The sequence below is a fragment of the Mesorhizobium loti genome (assembly GCF_003148495.1).
Lineage (GTDB): Bacteria > Pseudomonadota > Alphaproteobacteria > Rhizobiales > Rhizobiaceae > Mesorhizobium > Mesorhizobium loti.
This window is the reverse complement of record NZ_QGGH01000002.1, coordinates 52,002-71,812: the sequence shown is the minus strand read 5'-3', so window position 1 is coordinate 71,812 and position 19,811 is coordinate 52,002. Positions and strand designations below refer to the sequence as shown.

The 19,811-nt window shown below is 62.2% G+C and carries 17 protein-coding genes; 9 read left to right on the top strand and 8 right to left on the bottom strand.

The window, feature by feature from the left end:
- Positions 1-19 precede the first annotated feature (19 nt).
- Entirely contained in the window at positions 20-193 is a 174-nt protein-coding gene (locus C8D77_RS37550) for a hypothetical protein (RefSeq protein WP_164548627.1), read from the top strand.
- Between the two features lie 62 nt (positions 194-255).
- Here C8D77_RS37550 and fghA read toward each other — a convergent pair whose 3' ends face one another.
- The 7 genes from fghA to C8D77_RS08920 all read right to left on the bottom strand — a co-directional run bounded on the left by fghA (position 256) and on the right by C8D77_RS08920 (position 7,569).
- Entirely contained in the window at positions 256-1,119 is an 864-nt protein-coding gene (fghA, locus tag C8D77_RS08950) for an S-formylglutathione hydrolase (RefSeq protein WP_109661570.1), read from the bottom strand.
- Between the two features lie 86 nt (positions 1,120-1,205).
- Positions 1,206-2,027 carry a carbohydrate ABC transporter permease gene (locus C8D77_RS08945; protein WP_109661568.1) on the bottom strand — a complete coding sequence of 274 codons (822 nt, stop codon included), beginning with the start codon at positions 2,025-2,027 and terminating at the stop codon, positions 1,206-1,208.
- Positions 2,028-2,029: 2 nt separating this feature from the next.
- Positions 2,030-2,896 (bottom strand): carbohydrate ABC transporter permease, encoded by an 867-nt coding sequence (locus tag C8D77_RS08940; protein ID WP_109661566.1) that lies wholly within the window; start codon positions 2,894-2,896, stop codon positions 2,030-2,032.
- A 56-nt stretch (positions 2,897-2,952) separates the two neighbouring features.
- Complete coding sequence (locus C8D77_RS08935) at positions 2,953-4,278, bottom strand: ABC transporter substrate-binding protein (protein WP_109661563.1); 1,326 nt, start codon at positions 4,276-4,278, stop codon at positions 2,953-2,955.
- A gap of 53 nt (positions 4,279-4,331) precedes the next feature.
- A complete protein-coding gene (locus C8D77_RS08930) occupies positions 4,332-5,864 on the bottom strand; it encodes a putative N-acetylmannosamine-6-phosphate 2-epimerase (RefSeq protein ID WP_109661561.1) in 1,533 nt (510 codons plus the stop codon).
- Between the two features lie 69 nt (positions 5,865-5,933).
- Positions 5,934-6,683: a GntR family transcriptional regulator gene (locus tag C8D77_RS08925; protein WP_109661559.1), complete on the bottom strand. Its 750-nt coding sequence runs from the start codon at positions 6,681-6,683 to the stop codon at positions 5,934-5,936.
- Between the two features lie 100 nt (positions 6,684-6,783).
- Entirely contained in the window at positions 6,784-7,569 is a 786-nt protein-coding gene (locus tag C8D77_RS08920) for an IclR family transcriptional regulator (RefSeq protein ID WP_109661557.1), read from the bottom strand.
- 95 nt (positions 7,570-7,664) lie between these two features.
- Between C8D77_RS08920 and C8D77_RS08915 the strand changes: the two genes are divergently transcribed.
- The 8 genes from C8D77_RS08915 to C8D77_RS08880 all read left to right on the top strand — a co-directional run bounded on the left by C8D77_RS08915 (position 7,665) and on the right by C8D77_RS08880 (position 17,883).
- The gene (locus C8D77_RS08915; protein ID WP_245951723.1) at positions 7,665-8,768 is read left to right on the top strand and encodes a succinylglutamate desuccinylase/aspartoacylase family protein; all 1,104 of its coding nucleotides are present in this window, start codon (positions 7,665-7,667) and stop codon (positions 8,766-8,768) included.
- Entirely contained in the window at positions 8,758-9,696 is a 939-nt protein-coding gene (locus tag C8D77_RS08910) for a threonine ammonia-lyase (RefSeq protein ID WP_109661555.1), read from the top strand. The genes C8D77_RS08915 and C8D77_RS08910 overlap by 11 nt, the downstream gene beginning before the upstream one ends.
- A gap of 159 nt (positions 9,697-9,855) precedes the next feature.
- Positions 9,856-10,875, top strand: a complete 1,020-nt coding sequence (locus C8D77_RS08905; protein ID WP_109661553.1) for a sugar ABC transporter substrate-binding protein — start codon at positions 9,856-9,858, stop codon at positions 10,873-10,875.
- 116 nt (positions 10,876-10,991) lie between these two features.
- Positions 10,992-13,550, top strand: coding sequence for an ATP-binding cassette domain-containing protein (locus C8D77_RS08900; protein WP_170136710.1), 2,559 nt, complete (start codon positions 10,992-10,994; stop codon positions 13,548-13,550).
- On the top strand, positions 13,547-14,566 hold the full coding sequence (locus C8D77_RS08895; RefSeq protein ID WP_109661551.1) for a Gfo/Idh/MocA family protein: 1,020 nt from the start codon (positions 13,547-13,549) through the stop codon (positions 14,564-14,566). The genes C8D77_RS08900 and C8D77_RS08895 overlap by 4 nt, the downstream gene beginning before the upstream one ends.
- 13 nt (positions 14,567-14,579) lie before the next feature.
- On the top strand, positions 14,580-15,554 hold the full coding sequence (locus tag C8D77_RS08890) for an ABC transporter permease (protein WP_109661549.1): 975 nt from the start codon (positions 14,580-14,582) through the stop codon (positions 15,552-15,554).
- Positions 15,551-16,357 (top strand): creatininase family protein, encoded by an 807-nt coding sequence (locus C8D77_RS08885; protein ID WP_109661546.1) that lies wholly within the window; start codon positions 15,551-15,553, stop codon positions 16,355-16,357. Before C8D77_RS08890 ends, C8D77_RS08885 begins: the two co-directional genes overlap by 4 nt.
- Entirely contained in the window at positions 16,357-17,883 is a 1,527-nt protein-coding gene (locus tag C8D77_RS08880; protein ID WP_109663202.1) for an aldehyde dehydrogenase family protein, read from the top strand. The genes C8D77_RS08885 and C8D77_RS08880 overlap by 1 nt, the downstream gene beginning before the upstream one ends.
- A 120-nt stretch (positions 17,884-18,003) precedes the next feature.
- Here C8D77_RS08880 and C8D77_RS08875 read toward each other — a convergent pair whose 3' ends face one another.
- Positions 18,004-19,566 (bottom strand): GMC family oxidoreductase, encoded by a 1,563-nt coding sequence (locus C8D77_RS08875; protein ID WP_109661544.1) that lies wholly within the window; start codon positions 19,564-19,566, stop codon positions 18,004-18,006.
- Positions 19,567-19,811 lie beyond the last annotated feature (245 nt).

The window sequence follows — 19,811 nt, the reverse complement described above, 5'->3', positions numbered from 1 at the left end:
CATGAAACAGGAGGATGAAATGCAGACCGAACTCACCGCCGAAGACGAGAGCAAGGACGAGTTTTTCGAACGACTCGCCAAATTGTCGGAAGAAATGGTTGCCAAGCATGGCAAGGATTTCAGCATGGGAGCCTTGGTGCTCGCCGCCCGCTGGATCGCCGAAAACCGCGTCGGCAAGCTGAAGACGAACTGAGCCACCGAGATTGTCCGTCCTCAGGCGACGAGACGAAATGGACAGCGTGGCGCGCGACCAGGCTATGCGCCGGCTTTTGCATCAGACAATCTTTTGGCGTGCCATCTCAGATGGTCGTCCATGAAGGTCGAAATGAAAAAATACGAGTGGTCGTAACCGTCTTGCATTCGCAGTGTCAGCGGAATGCCGGCCTTGGCGCAGGCCGCTCCCAGAAGCCAGGGCCTCAGCCCATCATTGAGAAATCCGTCCGAGGTGCCTTGATCGATCAAAAATTCTGGAAAACGGTGTCCATCCTCGATGAGCGAGGTGGCGTCGTAGCTGCGCCACGAGGCCTTGTCCTTGCCGAGATATTTTTCGAGGGCCGGCCTCGACCAGCCGGCGGTGGCTGGCTGCACGATCGGCGCAAACGCCGAACAGCTTTTGAAGCGTTCTGGATTTTTCAGCGCGATCGTCAGCGCGCCGTGCCCACCCATCGAATGGCCAAAGATTGCCTGACGCCTCATGTCGGCCGGAAACTCCTGCGCGATCAGGGCCGGCAGCTCCTCGGTGATGTAGGAATACATGCGATAATTCTTCGCGTAAGGTGCCTGAGTCGCATCGACGTAGAAGCCGGCGCCGCCGCCAAACTGCCAATTGTCCTTCTCGTCAGGAATATCGGTGCCGCGGGGACTGGTGTCGGGACAGACGACGATCAGGCCAAGCTCCGCGGCCATCCGCCTGTACTCGCCCTTGTCCATCACATTCGCATGGGTGCAAGTGAGACCAGAGAGGTACCACACAACCGGGCAAGGTGTTTCACGGGCCTGCGGTGGCACGAAAACGGCAAAATTCATGTCGCAGGCGCAGGCCTCCGAAGCATGGGAATAGACGCCCTGCACGCCGCCATGCGACTTGGCAGCGGAGATGACCTTCATCTGTTCTGACATGTGCTTCTCTCCGCCAATTTCAAACGCCAACCACGGTCGCTGTCTACGGCATCGGTTGGGATCGCGGCAACCCTGGTGCCACCGAGTTAGCCTTTGACCGCTCCAGCGGTCATCGATCCTGATATCTGCCGATACATCACAAGACCCAGCAAGGCCGGCGGCAAGGCGCCCAGCATCATGACCGCGGAAGCGGTTCCCCATTTTACGCCGCCGCCACTCGCGGCGAAAAAGAAGGATGCGCCGACCGTCATCGGGACCGCACGACTGGTTGTCAGCATCAGGCCGAAGAGGAATTCGTTCCACGCGGTGATGAAGCCGAAGATGAAGGTTGTGACGAGCGCCGGGCGGATCACCGGCCGGACGATCATCATCATCACCTGCAAGGAGTTCGCGCCGTCGACTTTCGCCGCCTCGTCGAGTTCGACCGGCACATCGGAAATCGCGTTCACCAGGATGACAAGCGCAAGCGGCGCGTTGACGATCGTCAGGATGAGCCCGAGCCCGATCCGTGTATCGAGCAGGCCCAGCCACTGGTACATCATGTAAAGCGGGATCGCGAAGATGATCAGCGGCACGGCGCGAAGGTTGATGACGATCGGCAGGACCAAGCGCTTTCCCGATTCGCTGCGCGCGATCGCATAGGCAGCCGGGAACGCGAGCACGATCGCAAGGCCGGTTCCGATCAGCGCTGCCACGGTGCTGTTTAGCAGATAGGCATAGATGTTGAAGCGGCTGGTCTGCGTCAGGACCTCCAGATAGTTGTCGAGCGTCGGCTGACTGATCCACAAACCCGGGTTCGTCGAAAGCTCGCGCTGGCTTTTGAGCGATGTGATCAGCGTCACGATAATGGGGAAATTCATCGCCAGCACGGCGATGGCAAAAACGATCCAGCGCAGTGCCCTCACCATCGTCAACCCTTCCTGCGGCCGGCAAGCCGGTTAAGGCCGTGGAGAACGATGAACGACGCCAGAAACAGGACAACCGAAGCGGCGACCGCCTTGCCGATAGCCCCTTCCTTGAAGAAGGCCTGGTAGATGTAGATCGACAAGGAGGTTGTCGAGCCGCCAGCTCCACTGCCAGTCAGTGCATAGACATTGTCGAACACCCGGAAACCGTCGATGAAACGGATGAAAAACGCGATGACCAGCGTCGGCTTCATCAACGGCAGGTCGATCCACCGGACGATCTCAAGCGGTGATGCGCCGTCGAGCGAGGAGGCTTCGCGCACGTCGAGCGGTATCGCCGAATAGGCCATGTAGAACAGCAGGAAGGCGAAAGGCGTCCATTGCAGCGTCTCCACGACGACAAGGGTGCGGAAGGCATTGTTGATGTCGAGGAAGGCCGGGCTGTCACCGAACCATTCGAAGAGATAGTAGGGGACGGGGCCTGCGAATTCATGCAGCACCAGCCGGTACATGAGACCGACCATGGCCGGCGCGACCATCAGCGGCAGCATCAACGGCGCCATCAGGACCGGACGCTTGCTCAGGAGCGGCGCCAGGAAAATGGCAAGGAAAAGACCGATCAGACATTCGGCCAATGCAGTCAAAAGACCGAAGCGCAGAGAGAACCAGGCCGAGCCCCAGAATTCCCGGTCGTTCAACACCGCGACGTAGTTGCCGAAACCGCTCAACACCGGACTGCGCAGCGTCTCGAATGTGACGGTCGAAACGGAATAGATCAGATTCACGATCGCCGGAAAGCCGAGGAACAGAAGCAGGAAGCCGACCAGCGGCGTCAGATACATCCTGCCTTCGGCACGTGTCACAAGGGCCATATCGATCCGCCAAACGCGCCGGACACCGAGCCTCGACCCGGCGTCCGGCAAATGGTTTATTTCTTGAGGAGGTCCTGCATGCCCGCCTTGGTGTGGGCGAGCGCATCCTCAAGGCTCTGCTGGCCGGACCAGTAGCCGGTGAACTCCTTTGCCTGCAGCTCATAGACCGGGAGCGCACTCGCGGACGTCGCCCCGCTCATGACATAGCCGTACTTGCTGGCGAATTCGCCGAGCTTGACGAGGTCGGGACGTTCCTTCGCAACCTTGGCGACGACATCGGGAGACAATGCCGGCGAACCGCCGCTGCGCGCATAGAGCAAGGCCGCATCCTCGGTGGCGAGCCACTTCAGGAACCTGACGGCGCCTTCCTTGTTCTTGGCGTTCTTGTTGAGGCCCAGGCCAAGGCCGTGGATATGATCAGCGCGTCCGTCGGGACCTGCCGGCGGCGCGACAATCCCGGTGACCTCGGCGACGGCCGGGGACTTTTCGGTGCTGGTCAGATCCGCCGCCGCGGCATTCCACTGCAGCGCTGTCGCAGCCTGGCCGGATGCGAAGGCCGCGTTGGTTTCCGCATATTCGTAGCTCAGCGAATCCTTGGGCGAAGAACCGGCATCATAGAGCTTCTTGTAGAGTTCGAGGCCGGTCCTGTAGGCATCGGAATCCACCGTGACATTGCCGTCCTTGTCCATCCAGTCGCCGCCATAGGAGCGCGGCAGCGACTGGAAGACCATCATGTTGAACAGCAGGTTCTTCATCTGCAGGACCGTGCCGTAGCGCACCGGGCTGCCCGAGTTCACCTGCTTGGTGAAATAGAGCGCGGTGGCTGCCCAGTCGTCCCAGGTCCAGCTGTCCGGGTCTTTCGGCTGCAGCGGCTTGCCGAGATATTTCTGGGCGATTTCACCATAGGTCTTCTTGGCGGCGTCATCCTTCATCAAGGCGTCGATGAGATCCTTGCGGTAGTACATGAAGTGCAGCGAAAGGTCGGTCGGCACGCCGTATTGCCTGCCGTCGAACTGCATCGTCTTGAGAACGGATTCGCCGAAAACCTTGGCCGCGTCCGCGCCAAGATCGACCGGTTCCATGTAAGGCGCGTAGCGGCCGATCGAGTAGGTGGCGACGAGGTTCACGTCGAAGGCACTGGATCCGGCCGCCATGTCGGCCTGCAGCTTGTCGTAAAAGCCTTCGCGGTTGAAGAACAGCAGCTCCACCTTGTCGGCATCGCTTGCCTGCTTGTTGTAGGTTTCCACGGTTGCCCGCAGTGCGGTTTCCTCGGAGCCGCCGGGCCAGCCGAGCACGGTCACGGTTGCGTTGGCAAAGGTCGGCAAAGCCGTCCCGGCAAGGAGGGTGGCCACAAGCGCAAAAGACGTCCTGTTCAGTTTCATGATCGTTCCCTTCTTTTTTGATGATTTTTGCATGGCATGACTGCGCGGCGCCGTTACTTTGCCCATTCGGCGAGGTCGGCTACGCCGATGACGCCGGCGTGGCCTGCGAGCTTCGCCGCAACGAGATCTGAGGAAAGGCGCGGTGGAACCTCGCCCAGATGCGCGCGCACCCGGTCGAGATAACCCTCGGCAAGACCAATACTGCCGCCGATGACGATCGATTTCGGATCGAGCATCATCTGAATGTCCCGGCACAGCGTCGCGACCCGCGAGGCGCTCTGCGAGACGATGGCGCCGGCCCAGGCCTCGCCCTTCAGCGCGCGCCCGAACACATCGGCGGCATCGGCCTTGAAGCCGGCCTTGAGGGCTTGCGAAGCGATCCAGCGGCCGGAGGTGCTGTCTTCGAGCGGGGCCCGGTCTTCAGACAGGCCACGGATCAGACCGAAGTGACCGGCAAGACCGGACAGCAAGCGGCCATTGCAAACGATGCCGCCGCCAATTCCGGTCGAGATGGTCAGAAAGACGATGTCGCGGCCTTGCCCGGCGCCGAATTTGTATTCGCCCCAGGCGGCCGCCTGGGCATCGTTGAACGCACAGACCGGCTTGCCGAAAACAGCGGATGCCCTTTCGACCAGCGGATAGCCATCGGGAATGCCCAGGGTTGCCGGATTCAATGCCGACCAGCGTCCATCCTCTACCAGTCCGGTCACGGCGATGCCGATGCGACGGAAGCGGCCGGACCAGGCCGACGTGCTTTGCGCAAGCGATGCCAGCCAGGCGTCGGGTCCAGCCTCTCGCGCGGTCGGCACGATCATGTCCTCGATCACCGTGCCGCCGCTGACCAGCGCGGCCATGGTCTTGGTTCCCCCGATGTCGATGCCCAGGACGGTTGGGCCCAGGACGGTTTGCGCGCGCCGCGCCGCATAGGCGTCGGAAATCGCCTGGTGGAACCATGAGGTGACATGCTCGGTACGGGTGATCGCCGAGCCGACAACCACGGCACAGGCGCCGGCGCGCGCCGCGGCAGCCGCCTGCTCCGGTGACCGGATACGGCCTTCGGCGATGACGTAGGGGGTCAAGGTTCGCATTTGAGCGATGAGGGCGATATCCGGATCCTCCGGCTCCGGCCCGCCGACATAGCCGGAAAGCGTCGTGCCGACGAAATCGGCACCCGCGGCAAGGGCCCGGCGCGCATCGTCAAGGCAAGAGCAGTCGGCCATAGCCAGCTTGTTCCTGGCCTTGACGGCTTTCACAAGCGCTTCGACCGGAACGGGACGGACGCGGTCCGTCGCATCGAAAGCGATGATATCGGCGCCCGCCTCGGCCAAGGCCTCGACATCGGCCAGATAGGGCGTGATGCGCACGGGGCTGTCGCTGAGATCGCGCTTGACGATACCGATGATCGGCGCGCGTACGGCCAGGCGGGCGGCCGCCACATAGGGCACGGATTCGATGCGCAACGCCTTGGCTCCGGCTTCAAGAGCGGCCTTGGCAAAGCCTGTCACGAATTGCGCACTGTCCATCGGGCCGCCGGGAACCGGCTGGCAGGACACGATGAGACTGTTGGCGATATCTTCTCGCTGCACGTCAGGCACTCCCCTGTCGCCATCACGATAAATGGAAAATACCAGATTACAACCAGTTCATAACTGGTATTATCTCTGCAGCTCGAAGACGAAATCGTAGACGTCGCCCTTGTAGCGTGTTTCGCAGTATTCCACGATCTGTCCGTCGGCGAGAAAGCAGCGGCGCTCGGTCATCAGCAGCGGTGCGCCCGCCTCGCAATGAAGGTGTCTTGCATCCTCCAGCGACGCGCCGCGCGAGCGCATGCGCTGGATTGCCCTCTGAGGCAGGAAGCCGCGTGCATCAAGCGCTTCATAAAGGGAATCCTGAACCATCTCGGGCGAAGGAAGGAAGCGAACCGGCACGGCCGAAACCTCGACGGCGATCGGCGTGCCATCGGCTGTCCGCACACGACGCATGCGAACCACATTGGTATTGCCCGCAATGCCCAGGGCCATCATTTCGGCTGGGGATGGACGGCTTATCTGCTTGGAAAGCCATAGACATCCAGGCTTCAGGCCGCGCGCCAGAATATCCTCCGAAAAACTCGTCAGCGTCGAAAGCGATTTTTCGACCCGCGACCCGATCTCGGTTTTGGAACCATGCCGGCGATTGAGCTGCCCTTCGGCTTCGAGCAACGCCAGGGCTTTTCTCACGGTGACACGCGAGATCGACAGGGCTTCCGCCAGAATCCGCTCGCCCGGAAGAACCGCGCCGGTTTTCAAAGCATTGGAGCGGATCGCTGCCTCGATCGCCGATTTCAACCGTCTGTAAAGCGGCACATCGGACGCCGTCGCTTCCATTTCCCGACTGACAAGCCCGATCAGGTTGTCGGTTGCCATTGCCCTTCCTCCCGCGCGATAAGCACCCAGGATCAAAATATTCCTGACTGGACCTATACTGGTATTATCAATCCGGTGCAAACGGCCCGCGGACGATCCCTCAGCGAACCCGCGGTGACAGCTTCATGGAGATGCGATCGCAGGCAGCGCGCAGGACCTCCAGAGTATAGGCATGGCGGCTTTCACGCGTATGGCGATTGATATAGGCGACGATAATGGAGGCAACGGCGCTGCCGTCCGGTCCGATGACCGGACAGCAGATATCGGTGATCCCGACGAAGTCACGGCTCTCGCGCATCCAGTAGCCGTCCGCGCGGATGATACGAAGCTGCTTTTCCAGCGCATCACGATCCAGCGGCACCGGGGAATGCGCCGCACTTTCGTCGATCATCCGCGCCGCGACCTTCGGCGGCTGGAAGGCAAGAATCACATGGCCGGAGGTCGCGTCGGTGGCCAGGCGGCCGTAGCCGAGGCGCAGCGTGAACGCCATGTCCTCGCCGCCGGGGACGGCCGCGGTCACGACGGTCAAGCCATGATTGAAGACGACCAGGTGCGGCGACTGATTTGAGTCCCCGGCAATCCGCGTCAGCTCGGGCATGGCGGCGGACATGAGATCCTGAGCGCTCGGCGTGTGCAGCCCCAGCTTGAAAAGCTTGTCGGTCAACGAATAGGCGTCGGTCTCGGCGTTGCGCTCGATATATTGACGCTCTTGCAGCGCGATCAGCATCCGGAAAATCTCATTCTTCGAACGGCCGAGGCCTTCCGCGATCTCCTTCATCGTCAAGGGCGCCCGCGCCTCCGCCAGCAGTTCCAGGACATCGAGGCCCTTGGTCAGCGCCGGGGCCGAATAGGTCGGTTTGCCACTTTCTTTTGCGTCATCTGCCATTCGAAGAATCCCCGGTGGTCCACGCACGATAAAGACAAGAAATCGGAATTGCCATTAGTTTTATATCCAAACTTGACACCATATATAAAACTGACATGATGCCCGAGATGATGAATTTCGAGGCCGAACCGATGACCGTACCGAGACCCGCAAACACTGTGCGTGCGGCCATCACACCCCGGAACAACAGTGTTTACACGTCGGTCGATTTCGATCGCGAGGGCAAGCAGATCGGTTTCTTTCATGTGCCTCAATCGCCCCACGACGACGCCTGGGGTACGATCCGCGTTCCCCTCGCCGTCATCAAGAACGGCGACGGTCCGACGGTCCTGATCGAGGGTGGCAACCACGGCGATGAGTATGAGGGTCCGATCGCGCTCGGCGAGTTTCTGCGCGAGATCGATCCACGGGATATTGCCGGACGCATCATCGCGATCCCGGCCATCAACATTCGGGCTGTCGAGGCCGGCACCCGCACCTCCCCGGTCGACGGGTTGAATTTCAACCGCAGTTTTCCGGGCGATTTCAACGGCACGCTGACAAGCCAGATCGCGGCCTATGTGCACGACATCCTGTTTCCGAAGGCCGACTACTTCCTGGATCTCCATTCCGGCGGTTCGTCCCTGATGATCCTGCCGAGCGCGATCATCGAACCGTCCCCGACCGCGCAGGGACATCGCAAGAACATCAAGGCGACGCTCGCCTTCGGGGCGCCGACCGTTGTCATGGTCGACAATCTCGGTGAAACCCGCACCTCGACCGCGTCCGCCAACCACCAGGGGCTGATCGTCATCGGCAGCGAGATGGCCGGCGGCGGCCTTGTCAGTCAGGATGCGCTGGCCATCTGCCGCAGGGGCATCCGCAATGTGCTGAAACATGCAGGCGTTCTGAAAGGCGCGCCTGACATTGCCCCTGGCGCCAACGCACGCGTGCTCAAGGTGCCCGGAAGCGAAGGCTATCTGCTTTCCGAGGAGGACGGTGTCTTCGAGCCCTTGAGCCCGCTCGGCAGTGCCGTCAGTAAGGGTGACCTTGCCGGACGCATTCACTTTCTCCACACGCCGTCACGCGCGCCCATCGATCTCCTTCACCCTATCGACGGCATCGTTTTCGCCAAGCGTCAGCCCGGCCGCGTGCGTCCGGGGAATTGCTGCTTCGTGCTTGCCAACGAATACCCGGAGGCACTGACCGATGGGCCATGAGGACATCGAAGCGGCGGCCCGACGCATTGCCCCGTTCATACGACGCACGCCGGTCGTCAAGCTCGACCATGCCACGGGCGCAAACCTTCAAAATGATGTCTATTTGAAACTCGAATGCCTCCAGGTGAGCGGCTCCTTCAAGATCCGGGGCGCCACGAACCGGGTGAAAACGCTCGAGCCTAACCGGATCGAAAACGGACTGGTCGCCGCATCCGGTGGCAATCACGGCCTGGCCACCGCCTATGTGGCCGCCCAGGCCGGCGTTCCCGCCACCATCTACCTGCCGAACAATGCAAGCCCGCTGAAGGCGGAAAAGCTGCGCAAATGGGGCGCTGACGTTCGCTTCGCAGGCAATGTCTGGGATGAAGCGCACGAGGCGGCATTGGCCGAGGCAAAGGCGTGCGGCGCCTTCTACATGCATCCCTTCGCCGATGCGCAGATCGTGTCCGGTCAGGGAACCGTGGCGCTGGAGATGGTCGATCAGATTCCCGACGCGGACATCTACATCGTCGCGATCGGCGGCGGCGGCCTCATCAGCGGCATGTCCGAAGTCCTGAAGCACGTCAAACCCGACGCCAGGATCATTGGTGTCGAGCCGACCGGTTCACCGACCCTTCACGCCTCCCTGGCTGCCGGCCATGTCGTTCGCTTGCCCGAAATAACGACGAAGGTGGCGACCATGGCCTGCGGCCGTACGGACGAAAGCATCTACGCGATCGTCGCCAAGCACGTCGACGACATAGTCCTTGTCGAGGATGCCGACATGCAGAAGGCCGCTGAATTGCTCTGGTTCGAATTCGGCATTGCCGCCGACCTCAGCGGCGCGGCATCGCTGGCCGCGTTGATGAGCGGAGCTTTCAAGCCACCGCGCGGCGCCCGCATCGCCGGGCTTGTCTGCGGCGCCGGTGTCGAAGGCCTGAACGGCTGAGGTTGAGAAAGGCCGGTCCACGCAGGACGCGGCCCTGACATGGATACGGCACGAGTGCCGCGGAATACCGCCGGAATGGCTGTCGCTGGGACGGTCGTCGTGCGGGACATGAAAAAGAGGCGAAGAATCGCCCTGTCGCAACAAGAGGAGAACTGAAACATGCGCATTTCCTTGAAAGCATCTGTTGCCCTGCTCGCACTCGCCATCGCGACGCCCTCGCTTGCCGCGGAAAAGGTTCTGGGGCTTGCGGCAATCGACCTGCAAAACTCCTTCTTCGTCCGCATGAAGGAAGCCGGCGACGTGGCTGCCGCCGACTATGGGGTGAAATCCACCTGGCAGAGCGCCGAGGGCAGCCTGGAAAAACAGGTCAGCATCATCGAGAATTTCATCAATCAGGGTGTCAGCGCGATCCTGATCGATCCGATCGACAAGAATGCGGTCATTCCGGTCATCCAGAAAGCCACTGCTGCCGGCATTCCGGTGATCACCATGGGCAACAAGGTCGAGGCCGGCTCGAACTACTCGACGCTCTATCCGGACTACGACAACATGTCGATGGTTGCCCGCGCACTCGGCAAGTCGCTTGGCGGCAAGGGCGAAGTCGCTCTGCTCGTCGGTTCGCGCGGCAACTTCGTGTCCGACACGCGCGAAAAGGGCTTTGTCGAAACCCTGAAAAAGGAGTTTCCGGACATCAAGGTCGTCGGTATCGAGCCGACCGGCTGGGACGCAGCCAAGGCAACGAATGCCGCCCAGACATGGCTCACCACCTATCCGGATCTGAAAGCCATCGGCTGCATCTCCGACAGCCTTTGCCTGGCAGCCGATTCCGTTGCCAGCTCGATGGGAACCCAGCTGCTCTACGGCGGCTATGACGGCGACGCCGAGATGAAGCCGCTGATCGACGACGGCAAGATGGTGATGGACGTGCTGACCGGCGCCTATCGTGTCGGCTACTGGAACATCGCCGTTGCCGCTCGTCTGGCCAATGGAGAAAAGCTGCCGCAGGATCTCTTCATGCCGACCTATTTCGTGACCTCGGATGCGACGGCGGCGAAGCTCAAGGCGGATGGCCTCACCTTCGAATACATCAACACCGATAAGGAGGCGGTGGAAGCCAAGAACTATACCGAGCAACTCGGCCCCAAGGTTCCGGCGACCGCCATGACCCTGGCAAAGTAGCTGCCTAAAGCGGCTCAAGCGCCGGATGACATTTCATCCGGCGTCCCCTTTTCCTGACGATCGCCGTCGCCGCTTCCGCGGTGACCGCGCATGATGCTCGACAAGAGGACCGACCCATGTTCCAGTCCTGGACCTCTCCGTTTCTGCGGCGCAACGAACCGGTTCTCATCGCGGTGCTGCTGGTCGCCATCGCCGTCTTCGGCTGGATCGATCCGCGCTTTCTGTCGACCGGCAATCTTGTCAGCATCGCGCAGCAGAGTGCGGTCATCGCCCTCATCTCTTTTGCCATGACGGCCGTGATCATCGCGCGCGGCATCGATATTTCCGTCGGCAGTAACCTCGCCTGTTCCGGCATCGCCGCGGGTCTTGCCTACACGGCAACCGGCTCGGCAAGCTTGAGCCTTCTCGCCGCGATCGGTGGCGGTGCCGCGATCGGTCTGCTCAACGGAGCGCTGATCGGCTTTGCCGGTATCTCCCCCTTCATCGCGACGCTCGCCACCATGGCGTTTGCGCGCGGCCTGGCGCTCAGTCTCTCCGGCGCATCCAGCATCGCGGTCGCCGATCCGGTCCTGCTCTTCGCGGGACGCGAGACAATCGGCCTCCTGCCGGTCTCCGTCATCATCGCCGCCATCTGCCTGGGCCTCTGGTGGTTCGTGCTCAATCGCACGGTGTACGGACGCTGGATCTATGCGATCGGCGGCAATGCGGGAGCGGCGCGGGCCTCTCTGGTTCCCGTCGACCTCGTGCGCATCTCCGTCTACCTGATTGCCGGTGCGACAGCCGGGCTTGGCGCGATCCTCACCATCGGTCGCCTTGGTTCGGCACAGCCGCTTGCTGGCACCGGGCTTGAATTTACAGCCATTACAGCCGCGATCATCGGCGGCACGAAACTGTCCGGTGGTCAGGGCTCCATCTGGGGAACGGCAATCGGGGCGCTGCTGCTGGGCGTCATCAACACCGGCCTGTCCTTCCTGCAGGTGCCGCAGATCCTGATCTATTTCGTGACCGCGAGCCTCATTCTGGTGGCTGTTCTCACCAGCCAGCCAGAGAGTGTTGCCGCCCTGTTCAGGACCAGTGGCCGCAAGTCCATCCCGTCACCCCGCAACAGTGCCGCGACACCGCTCGGCAAACACAGCATCGCGTTGCGCGGCGTCGGCAAGTCTTTTCCGGGCGTCAAGGCGCTCGACGGTGTCAGCTTCGCCGTCTCGGCTGGTGAGGTCGTCGGACTTGCCGGCGAGAACGGGGCGGGGAAATCAACGCTGGTGAAGTGCATCTCCGGTCTGCATCGCCCGGACGAGGGAGAGATCGTCATCGACGGCAACGCCGTCCAGTTCCACTCCCCCAGCGACGCCAAGGGCATCAGCGTCATCCATCAGCATTTCAGCCTTTCGCCGGACCTAACGGTGGCGGAGAATCTTTTCATCGGCCGCGAACCGCACACCCGCCTTGGATTTCTCGACCGGGCCCGGATGCGGCGCGATGCGAGAGCCATCATGGACGAGCTGTCGCTCGATATCGACATTGCCGCGGAGCTGCGAACGCTTTCCGTCGGGCGCCAGCAGATGGTGGAAATTGCCCGTGCCGTTCTGTCCGATGCCTGGTTCTTCATCATGGACGAACCGACCAGCGCGCTCTCCAACCGCGAACGCGACCAGCTCTACGAGCTGATCGACAGACTGAGAACCCGCGGCGCCGGCATCCTCTACATCTCCCACAAGATGGAAGAGATCTTCAGCCAGTGCGACCGCGTGGTCGTTCTGCGTGACGGGCGCTTCATCGGCGAGCGCCAGACCCGCCAGACCAACGAGGCCGAGATCGTCTCGATGATGGTCGGACGCGATGTCGGCGACATCTTCCCCTATCTCGAAACAAAGATCGGCGAAACCGCCATCGAGATCAGCAACGTCTCCAACAGCAAGCTCTTGAAGTCGGCCACGCTCAGCGTGCGCAGGGGCGAGATCGTCGCGCTCGCCGGCCTAATGGGCAGCGGCCGCTCCGAGGTGCTCAGGCTGATTGCCGGCCTCGAGACAATGCATGGCGGCACGATCAGAATTTTCGGCGCGCTGCAGGCCGGCGGTGACATCAAGGCCGCCAATCGCGCCGGCATCGTCTACATACCCGAAGACCGGCACCTGGAAGGCTTCGTCGGTGCGATGTCGATCAAGGACAACCTGTCTCTCGCCTGGATTCGCGACAACAGTTACTTCGGCCTGCTGAGACCCCGCCGCATCCTGGCTCTCGCGCGCGATCTCATCGGCTCACTCGGCGTGCGGCCGGCCCAGCCCGACAAGATGACCATCGAGCTTTCGGGCGGCAATCAGCAGAAGGTGGTCATCGGCAAATGGCTTGCCACCAAGCCGAAAATCATCCTGCTCGACGAGCCGACGCGCGGCGTCGACGTCGGGGCAAAGTCCGAACTCCATCACCTGATCGCAAAATTGAAGGCCGAGGGCGCGGCAATCCTCATGGTGTCGAGCGAGTTGCCCGAGGTTCTCGGCGTTGCCGACCGCATCGTCGTCATGCGCGAAGGCCACTCTGTCTGCACGCTGGCGCGAGGGGCGACGGAAGAAGACGTGATGATGCACGCCTTCGGTGATCGCAAGATCGCGCCACCCGCCAGCACGGCCCCGGCCAGCATCCAGCCTTGCACCTTGCCTGTAGGGAGAGCCCTTTGAGCAAACTGAAGATCGCCATTGTCGGTGCCGGCTACATGGGCCTCCTGCATGCTCAGGTGGTTGCCGCCAGCCCTGTCGCGGAACTGTCGGCATTCGTTGATCCGAATACTGCCACGGGAAGCAAGGCCGCGTCCGATTTCGGTGTCCGGCATTTCACCGATGCCGCCGCCGCGCTGACTGCCAATGCCGCCGACGCCTATATCGTGGCGGCGCCCGACACGCTGCATGAAGACGTCTGCCGCACGCTGCTCGATGCCGGAAAGCCGGTGCTGCTCGAAAAGCCGATGGCCCACAAACTTTCGGCCGCGAAGGCGATCGCCAAAGCAGCTGAAAAAGGCGGCGCGCGCCTGTTGGTCGGCCACATCCTGCGGTTCGACCCGCGCTATTGCGAAGCCGCGGCAGCGGTGAAATCCGGGCGGATCGGCGAGCCGATCCACGGCAGCAGCGGCCGTTTCACCAATCGCGAAGTTGGTCTTCGCATGAACGGAAACTCGAGCGTCTGCTTCTACCTCGGCGTCCACGACGTGGATGCGCTGCAGTGGATCTCGGGTTCGGACATCATCGCCGTCTACTCCCGCCCGGTCGCCAAGCTCATGCCTTCGCTCGGGGTTCAATCGGAAGATGCAATCTTCTCCACCGTCGAGCTATCGAACGGAATGAGCGGACAGCTCTACTTCGGCTGGACGCTGCCACCGACCGCTCCGACCGGCATCTGGGCTCGCACGGAAATCATCGGCACCGAGGGCATGATCGACCTCGACGTGCGCGACCACGGTCTGCGCATCCTGTCGCGGGGACAGTGGTCGCAGCCCGACGCCCTGCATTGGCCGACCGTCAATGGCCGTATCACCGGGGATCTCTTCGAGGAGGTCCACCATTTCATTTCGGCGGTTCGCGACGACACCCCCTTCGTGATGCCGGTCGGAGATGCCCTGCGCGCCGTCGCCGTCAACGATGCAATCCTGCGCAGCGTCAAATCAGGCCTGCGCGAACCGGTCGAAGACTGGCACATCTGATGAGAGAACCGTCATGACCCGCCAACAGAACATCTGGTGCAGGCGCTTTCTCGATCTCTCGCCGTTGATCCTGCTGGTCATCCTGCTGGCGATCTTCGCGCTCATCGACGCCCGCATCGTTTCGACTGCCAGCCTCATCAACATCGTCGCACAGGCGACCCCGATCGCCATCCTGGCGCTTGGCGCCCTGATCGTTCTGCTGACGGCGGGCATCGACCTGTCCGCTGGCGTCGGCGTCGCCTTCTGTGCCGTCTTCATCGCCAGCCTGATCGACGGCGGTGCCGACCTGCCGCTTGCCCTTCTCATCGGCCTTGCCGTGATGGTCGTGATCGGCCTCGCAAACGGCGCCGTTATTGCCCTGTTGAAAATACCACCATTCGTGACGACGCTGGCCACAATGGTCGCGTTGCAGGGCGCAACGCTTGCCGTTGCCTCCAAAGGCGTCCTGATGCTGAAGGATCCGACGCTCCGCGCTGTCGGCATCGAGCGCAGCTTCGGCATTCCCAACGTCATCTTCGCAACGCTGCTGATCATCGCCGTCGCAGCAATCCTGATGCGGCACAGCCGCTTCGGGCTGCGTACCTATGCGCTCGGGTCGGATGCCGGAGCCGCGGAACTTGCCGGCATCCCGGTGAGGAAACACACGATCCTCGTCTATTGCGCCTCCAGTACCTTCGTCTTCCTGACGGCTGTGATCATGATCAGCCGGGTACCGGTCGTGACGCCCAATATCGGCGGCACCTCGCTGCTTCTCGACGCGATCGCCGCGGCCGTGCTTGGCGGCACCAGTATTTTCGGCGGCAGGGGAACGGTGTGGGGCGCGGTCGTCGGCGCGCTGATCGTCAGCCTGCTGACGACGGCGCTTCGGGTGTTCGGCACGGACCCTTCCAGCCTCGAACTCTACAAGGGGGCAATCATCATGGTCGCTCTTCTGGCCGATTCCGGCATGACCTACGCCAAGGCCCGGCTTGTCGAGGCCGCACGATGAGCGAGCCAGTTCCGGCCTTGCCGATCCCGCCCGGGTCCAGCTTTGCGCTGATGACCTCGCCGGATACGGAAAGACACGCGACAGCCGGCGTGCATAAACCCGTCGTCATTCTGCCGCTCGGCGCCGTCGAGCAACATGGCCCGCATCTGCCGCTCGGCGTCGATTGCTGGCTTGCGGAAGCGGTTGCTCTTGCCGCAGCGGAAGGACAGGCCTCCATCCGTGTCGCCGAACCTGTCGCCTATGGCTCGTCCGAGCATCATCGCTCCTTCTCCGGCACGATGAGCCTCAGCCCGCAGACCTTCATCGCCGTTCTTGTCGATCTCTGCACCTGCCTTGCCGAAGACGGCTTCCTGCCGGTCATGCTGAACGGCCACGGCGGAAACCGCGCCGCCATCCAGTTGGCGATCACCACCCTTGGCCAGCGCGGCATCGTCACGGCGGGTTTCTCGTATTTCGATCTCATCGCCGACGTGGCGGCGCAGGCTCTGCCCGACATCGCCACGGGCACAGGTCACGCCTGCGCGCTTGAAACATCCTTGATGATGCATGTGCTTGGCGACAGCGTTCGCCGCGATCTCATCCCGCCAGGCGGGACCCCGCCATCCTGGCCGGATCCTCACCTCTACGCCGCGCCGGCCGTCACCGTCTGGCGCCGTTTCGAAGCCATCCGCGACAACGGCGTCATCGGCACGCCATCGCAGGCGAGCGCAGAGGCCGGCAGCAGACTTTTCATCGCAGCCGTGGAGCGCAGCCGCGTTGCCATTTTGAACATCCAATCCGAATTCGGCCAAAGGAACGCATGATGACAGTTCATTTCAAATCTTCTCTCGACGGTCCCAACCTTCGCGGCATGGCGATCGTCTCGGAGCCGGAAGCAGCCGCCCGCATCGGCATCAACCGCATCGGCGGCGAATGGATTGCCGGCAGCTCCGGCAAGTTCCTGAAAATCGACAGCCCATCGACGGGCGAGCATCTCGGCTATCTCTCACTTTCCACCCGCGCCGATGTCGGCCGCGCGGTGAAAGCCGCCGAAGGCGCACGCGAGGCCATGCGCAAGATGGGGACCTTCGCGCGCGCTCAACTATGCATGCGCATTGCCGACGCGATCGACAGGCGCGCCGAGGAACTGGCGCGCCTGCTCTGCCTGGAACAGGGCAAGCCCTTCCACAGCGAGGCAAAGGCCGAGGCCTCGGCAGCAGCTCTGGGTTTCCGCAATGCGGCAGAGCAGATGAAGTGGCTGGAGACGGCGGCGTTTCCGCTTGCCGATGCCAACAAGCGCGCCTTCAGCTTCCTGCAGCCGAAGGGCGTCTTCGCCATCATCACGCCCTGGAATTTCCCGCTCGCCCTGCCCTGCCTCTATTATCTCGGACCGGCCGTCGCAACGGGCAACACCGTCGTCTGGGTGCCCGCGCCGACGACATCGCTGATTGCCACGGCACTTGTCGAATGCTTCATCGAGGCGGGCCTGCCGGATGGCGTCATCAATCTCGTTCTAGGTGACGGTGCGGAGGTGGGCGACGAGGCGGTCGTTCATCCGGGCACCCATGCCATCGGCTTCACCGGCAGTTCCGCCACCGGCGCGACGATCGCCCGGCGTGGCGCGGGCAAGCCGCTTCTGCTCGAAATGGGCGGCAACGGTCCGACCATCGTCCTGGCCGACGCCGATATCGACATGGCCGCCGCTCAGGTGGGAGCCGGCTGCTTTGCCAATGCCGGGCAGATCTGCACGGCCACCGAACGCGTGCTGGTGCACAAATCCATCCATGACCGTTTCATCGAAGGTCTCGTGAAAGCGGCTTCGAAGGTAAAAATGGGCGACCCTTTCGATCCCGCGACCACGATGGGTCCGATCAACAATGCGGTGGCCGTCGACAAGGTGCTCAGCCACATTGCCGACGCCCGCGCGCGTGGCGCCGATATCGTCACCGGCGGCAATGTGGCATCAGGTTTTGCCACCAATCTCTATTTCGAGCCGTCGATCGTCACAGGACTGACCCGGGAAAGCCTGCTCAATATCGAGGAATCCTTCGGGCCGATTGCACCCGTGCTGACCTTCGAGACCGACGAGGAGGCGATGGAACTTGCGGCGTCCAGCCCCTACGGCCTGTCGGCCGCGGTCTTCACCAGCACCATCAAGAATGCCTTTGCCTATGCTGAAAGCTTGAAGGTCGGCATCGTCAACATCAACGAGATGAGCTGCTATTGGGAGCCGCACATCCCTGCCGGCGGCGCAGCCGGGACGCAGAGCGGCCTCGGTCGCACCGGGGGTCGGCACACGCTGATGGAAATGTGCGACCTGAAGACGATCACCGTGGATGTCACTCGCTGACACCCAACGCCCGCGCCTAGAGCCGCATGATGTCGTCCGAAAACCGCTTCGCACTTTTCGGCATCATGCTCTTGTGCGCGGGCCTGCCCTCGCGCCCGTATGCCGTTCGGCAGCGAGCTGTCAGATGGATCGGCGCAGCCTGTCGGCCATTTTCTCGCCAATCATGATCGAGGTGAGGTTGGTGTTTGCCTGGCAATCGAGCGGCATGATCGACGCATCGATAACCCGCAGCCCTTCAAAACCATAGACCCGGCATTCCGGATCGACCACGGCCTCGCCGGGCCGTCCCATGCAACAGCCGCCAATCCCATGCTGCGCATCGGAAGACTGCGCCAGCAGGAAATTGTCGACCTCTTCGTCACTTGCCGTTTCAAGCCATGACAAAGGCAGATCGGAATCCCCCAGCAGGACGCGCTCGGCGATCTCCTGGATCGGCGCCTGCCGGGCAATCTCGCCAAGGTGGCGATAGGCGATACGCATGCGCTGAATATCCATCGGATCGTCCAGCATGTTCTCTTCCACGATCGGCTGGTCGAAGGGATTGGCGGAGCGCAGCTGCACGGTGCCGCGGCTCTTGGCCTCCATCAGGATCAGATTGACCATGGCCTCGCCAAACTGGGCGCTGTCGGATTCCACACCAATGCCGCCATGGTTCATGGCGACGTAGAGAATGTCGTCGCGCTCGGCACCCAGCACGCCGGAACTCATCCGCACACAGCAGTTGGTATGCCGCGCATCGACATCGGTCGCCTTGAATTCGGGCTTCAGCTTCAGTTCGATGCGGCAATAAGGATGGTCGAAAAATCCTTCGCCGACCGGCAGGTCGGCAAGCACCTCGATGTCCTTTCGGTTCAAGAGAGCCGCCGGGCCGATGCCCGAGCGCTGCAGGATGACCGGAGAGTGGATGGCGCCGGCCGAGAGGATGACCAGCGGCGCCTCGAATTTGCGAACCTGACCGGCCACGATGGCCAAAACGCCGATCGCCGTCTTGCCATCGAAAAGCACCTTGTCGACCGTCGCCTGCCCGATGATGGTGAGGTTCGGCCGGTCGCGGGCAGCTTCCAGATAGCCGTCATTGACCGACACGCGCTTACTGTCTCGACTGTTGATCGGATAGGTGCAAGCCCCTTCGGCGTCCGGAGCATTGAGATCGTCATGCCAGGGATGGCCGAGAGCCATCGCGCTTTGCCGCATGGCCTTGTCGACACTCCCCCAGCTTTCGACGGGCGCGCGGTAGATTGGAATCGGGCCATCGCTGCCGTGAAAATTGGCCGCGATCGGGTCATCCTCCAGGCGGCAGAAGAAGGGCAGCACGTCGGCTCCCGACCAGCCCTTGCATCCGATTTCCTCCCAGCGGTCGAATGCATGCAGCACGCCGCGAATGGCAATCTGCCCATTGACGGCCGTCGAACCACCAAGCCCCTTGCCGCGCCAGTAGACCCGATGCTCCTGCCACTTCGTGCGGCGAGCCATCAGGTCGGGATACATGTATTGTTGCTGAAAATGATCGGGAAGCAGCAGGTTGAAGGGATTTGGACTCTCCATCTCGGCAGGCTGCTCGCCGCTCCGGTAGTCCGGCCCCGCTTCCAGCAAAAGCACGGTCGTGGCCGCATCTTCGGTTAGCCGGGCGGCAAGAACAGCCCCGGCGGCGCCGGCTCCGACAACGATGACATCAAAGGGCATGCCGCACTCCCCGGATCCGACCAATGCACGGCTGGCTTGACCGCGACATCATGTTGATTTCACTTTGCGCACCATCATCTGCCGGCATTCAGGCTCAGCGACGGACGCCGGAACCGATTTAGCCGCCATTGCACGACGGCAAGATCACCATGATTTGTTTTATATGTAAATATGATTTCGTATATGAACCCGCCAGAAATCAAAATTCGTTCCAAGCGGGTTCGATCGGTCAATTCATGACCGCC

Bases quoted from the DNA above. Each gene is read 5' to 3' on its own strand.
- C8D77_RS37550 (WP_164548627.1), top strand. From the start codon at position 20: ATGCAGACCGAACTCACCGCCGAAGACGAGAGCAAGGACGAGTTTTTC.
- fghA (WP_109661570.1), bottom strand. From the start codon at position 1,119: ATGTCAGAACAGATGAAGGTCATCTCCGCTGCCAAGTCGCATGGCGGC.
- C8D77_RS08945 (WP_109661568.1), bottom strand. From the start codon at position 2,027: ATGGTGAGGGCACTGCGCTGGATCGTTTTTGCCATCGCCGTGCTGGCG.
- C8D77_RS08940 (WP_109661566.1), bottom strand. From the start codon at position 2,896: ATGGCCCTTGTGACACGTGCCGAAGGCAGGATGTATCTGACGCCGCTG.
- C8D77_RS08935 (WP_109661563.1), bottom strand. From the start codon at position 4,278: ATGAAACTGAACAGGACGTCTTTTGCGCTTGTGGCCACCCTCCTTGCC.
- C8D77_RS08925 (WP_109661559.1), bottom strand. From the start codon at position 6,683: ATGGCAACCGACAACCTGATCGGGCTTGTCAGTCGGGAAATGGAAGCG.
- C8D77_RS08920 (WP_109661557.1), bottom strand. From the start codon at position 7,569: ATGGCAGATGACGCAAAAGAAAGTGGCAAACCGACCTATTCGGCCCCG.
- C8D77_RS08915 (WP_245951723.1), top strand. From the start codon at position 7,665: ATGATGCCCGAGATGATGAATTTCGAGGCCGAACCGATGACCGTACCG.
- C8D77_RS08910 (WP_109661555.1), top strand. From the start codon at position 8,758: ATGGGCCATGAGGACATCGAAGCGGCGGCCCGACGCATTGCCCCGTTC.
- C8D77_RS08905 (WP_109661553.1), top strand. From the start codon at position 9,856: ATGCGCATTTCCTTGAAAGCATCTGTTGCCCTGCTCGCACTCGCCATC.
- C8D77_RS08900 (WP_170136710.1), top strand. From the start codon at position 10,992: ATGTTCCAGTCCTGGACCTCTCCGTTTCTGCGGCGCAACGAACCGGTT.
- C8D77_RS08890 (WP_109661549.1), top strand. From the start codon at position 14,580: ATGACCCGCCAACAGAACATCTGGTGCAGGCGCTTTCTCGATCTCTCG.
- C8D77_RS08885 (WP_109661546.1), top strand. From the start codon at position 15,551: ATGAGCGAGCCAGTTCCGGCCTTGCCGATCCCGCCCGGGTCCAGCTTT.
- C8D77_RS08880 (WP_109663202.1), top strand. From the start codon at position 16,357: ATGACAGTTCATTTCAAATCTTCTCTCGACGGTCCCAACCTTCGCGGC.
- C8D77_RS08875 (WP_109661544.1), bottom strand. From the start codon at position 19,566: ATGCCCTTTGATGTCATCGTTGTCGGAGCCGGCGCCGCCGGGGCTGTT.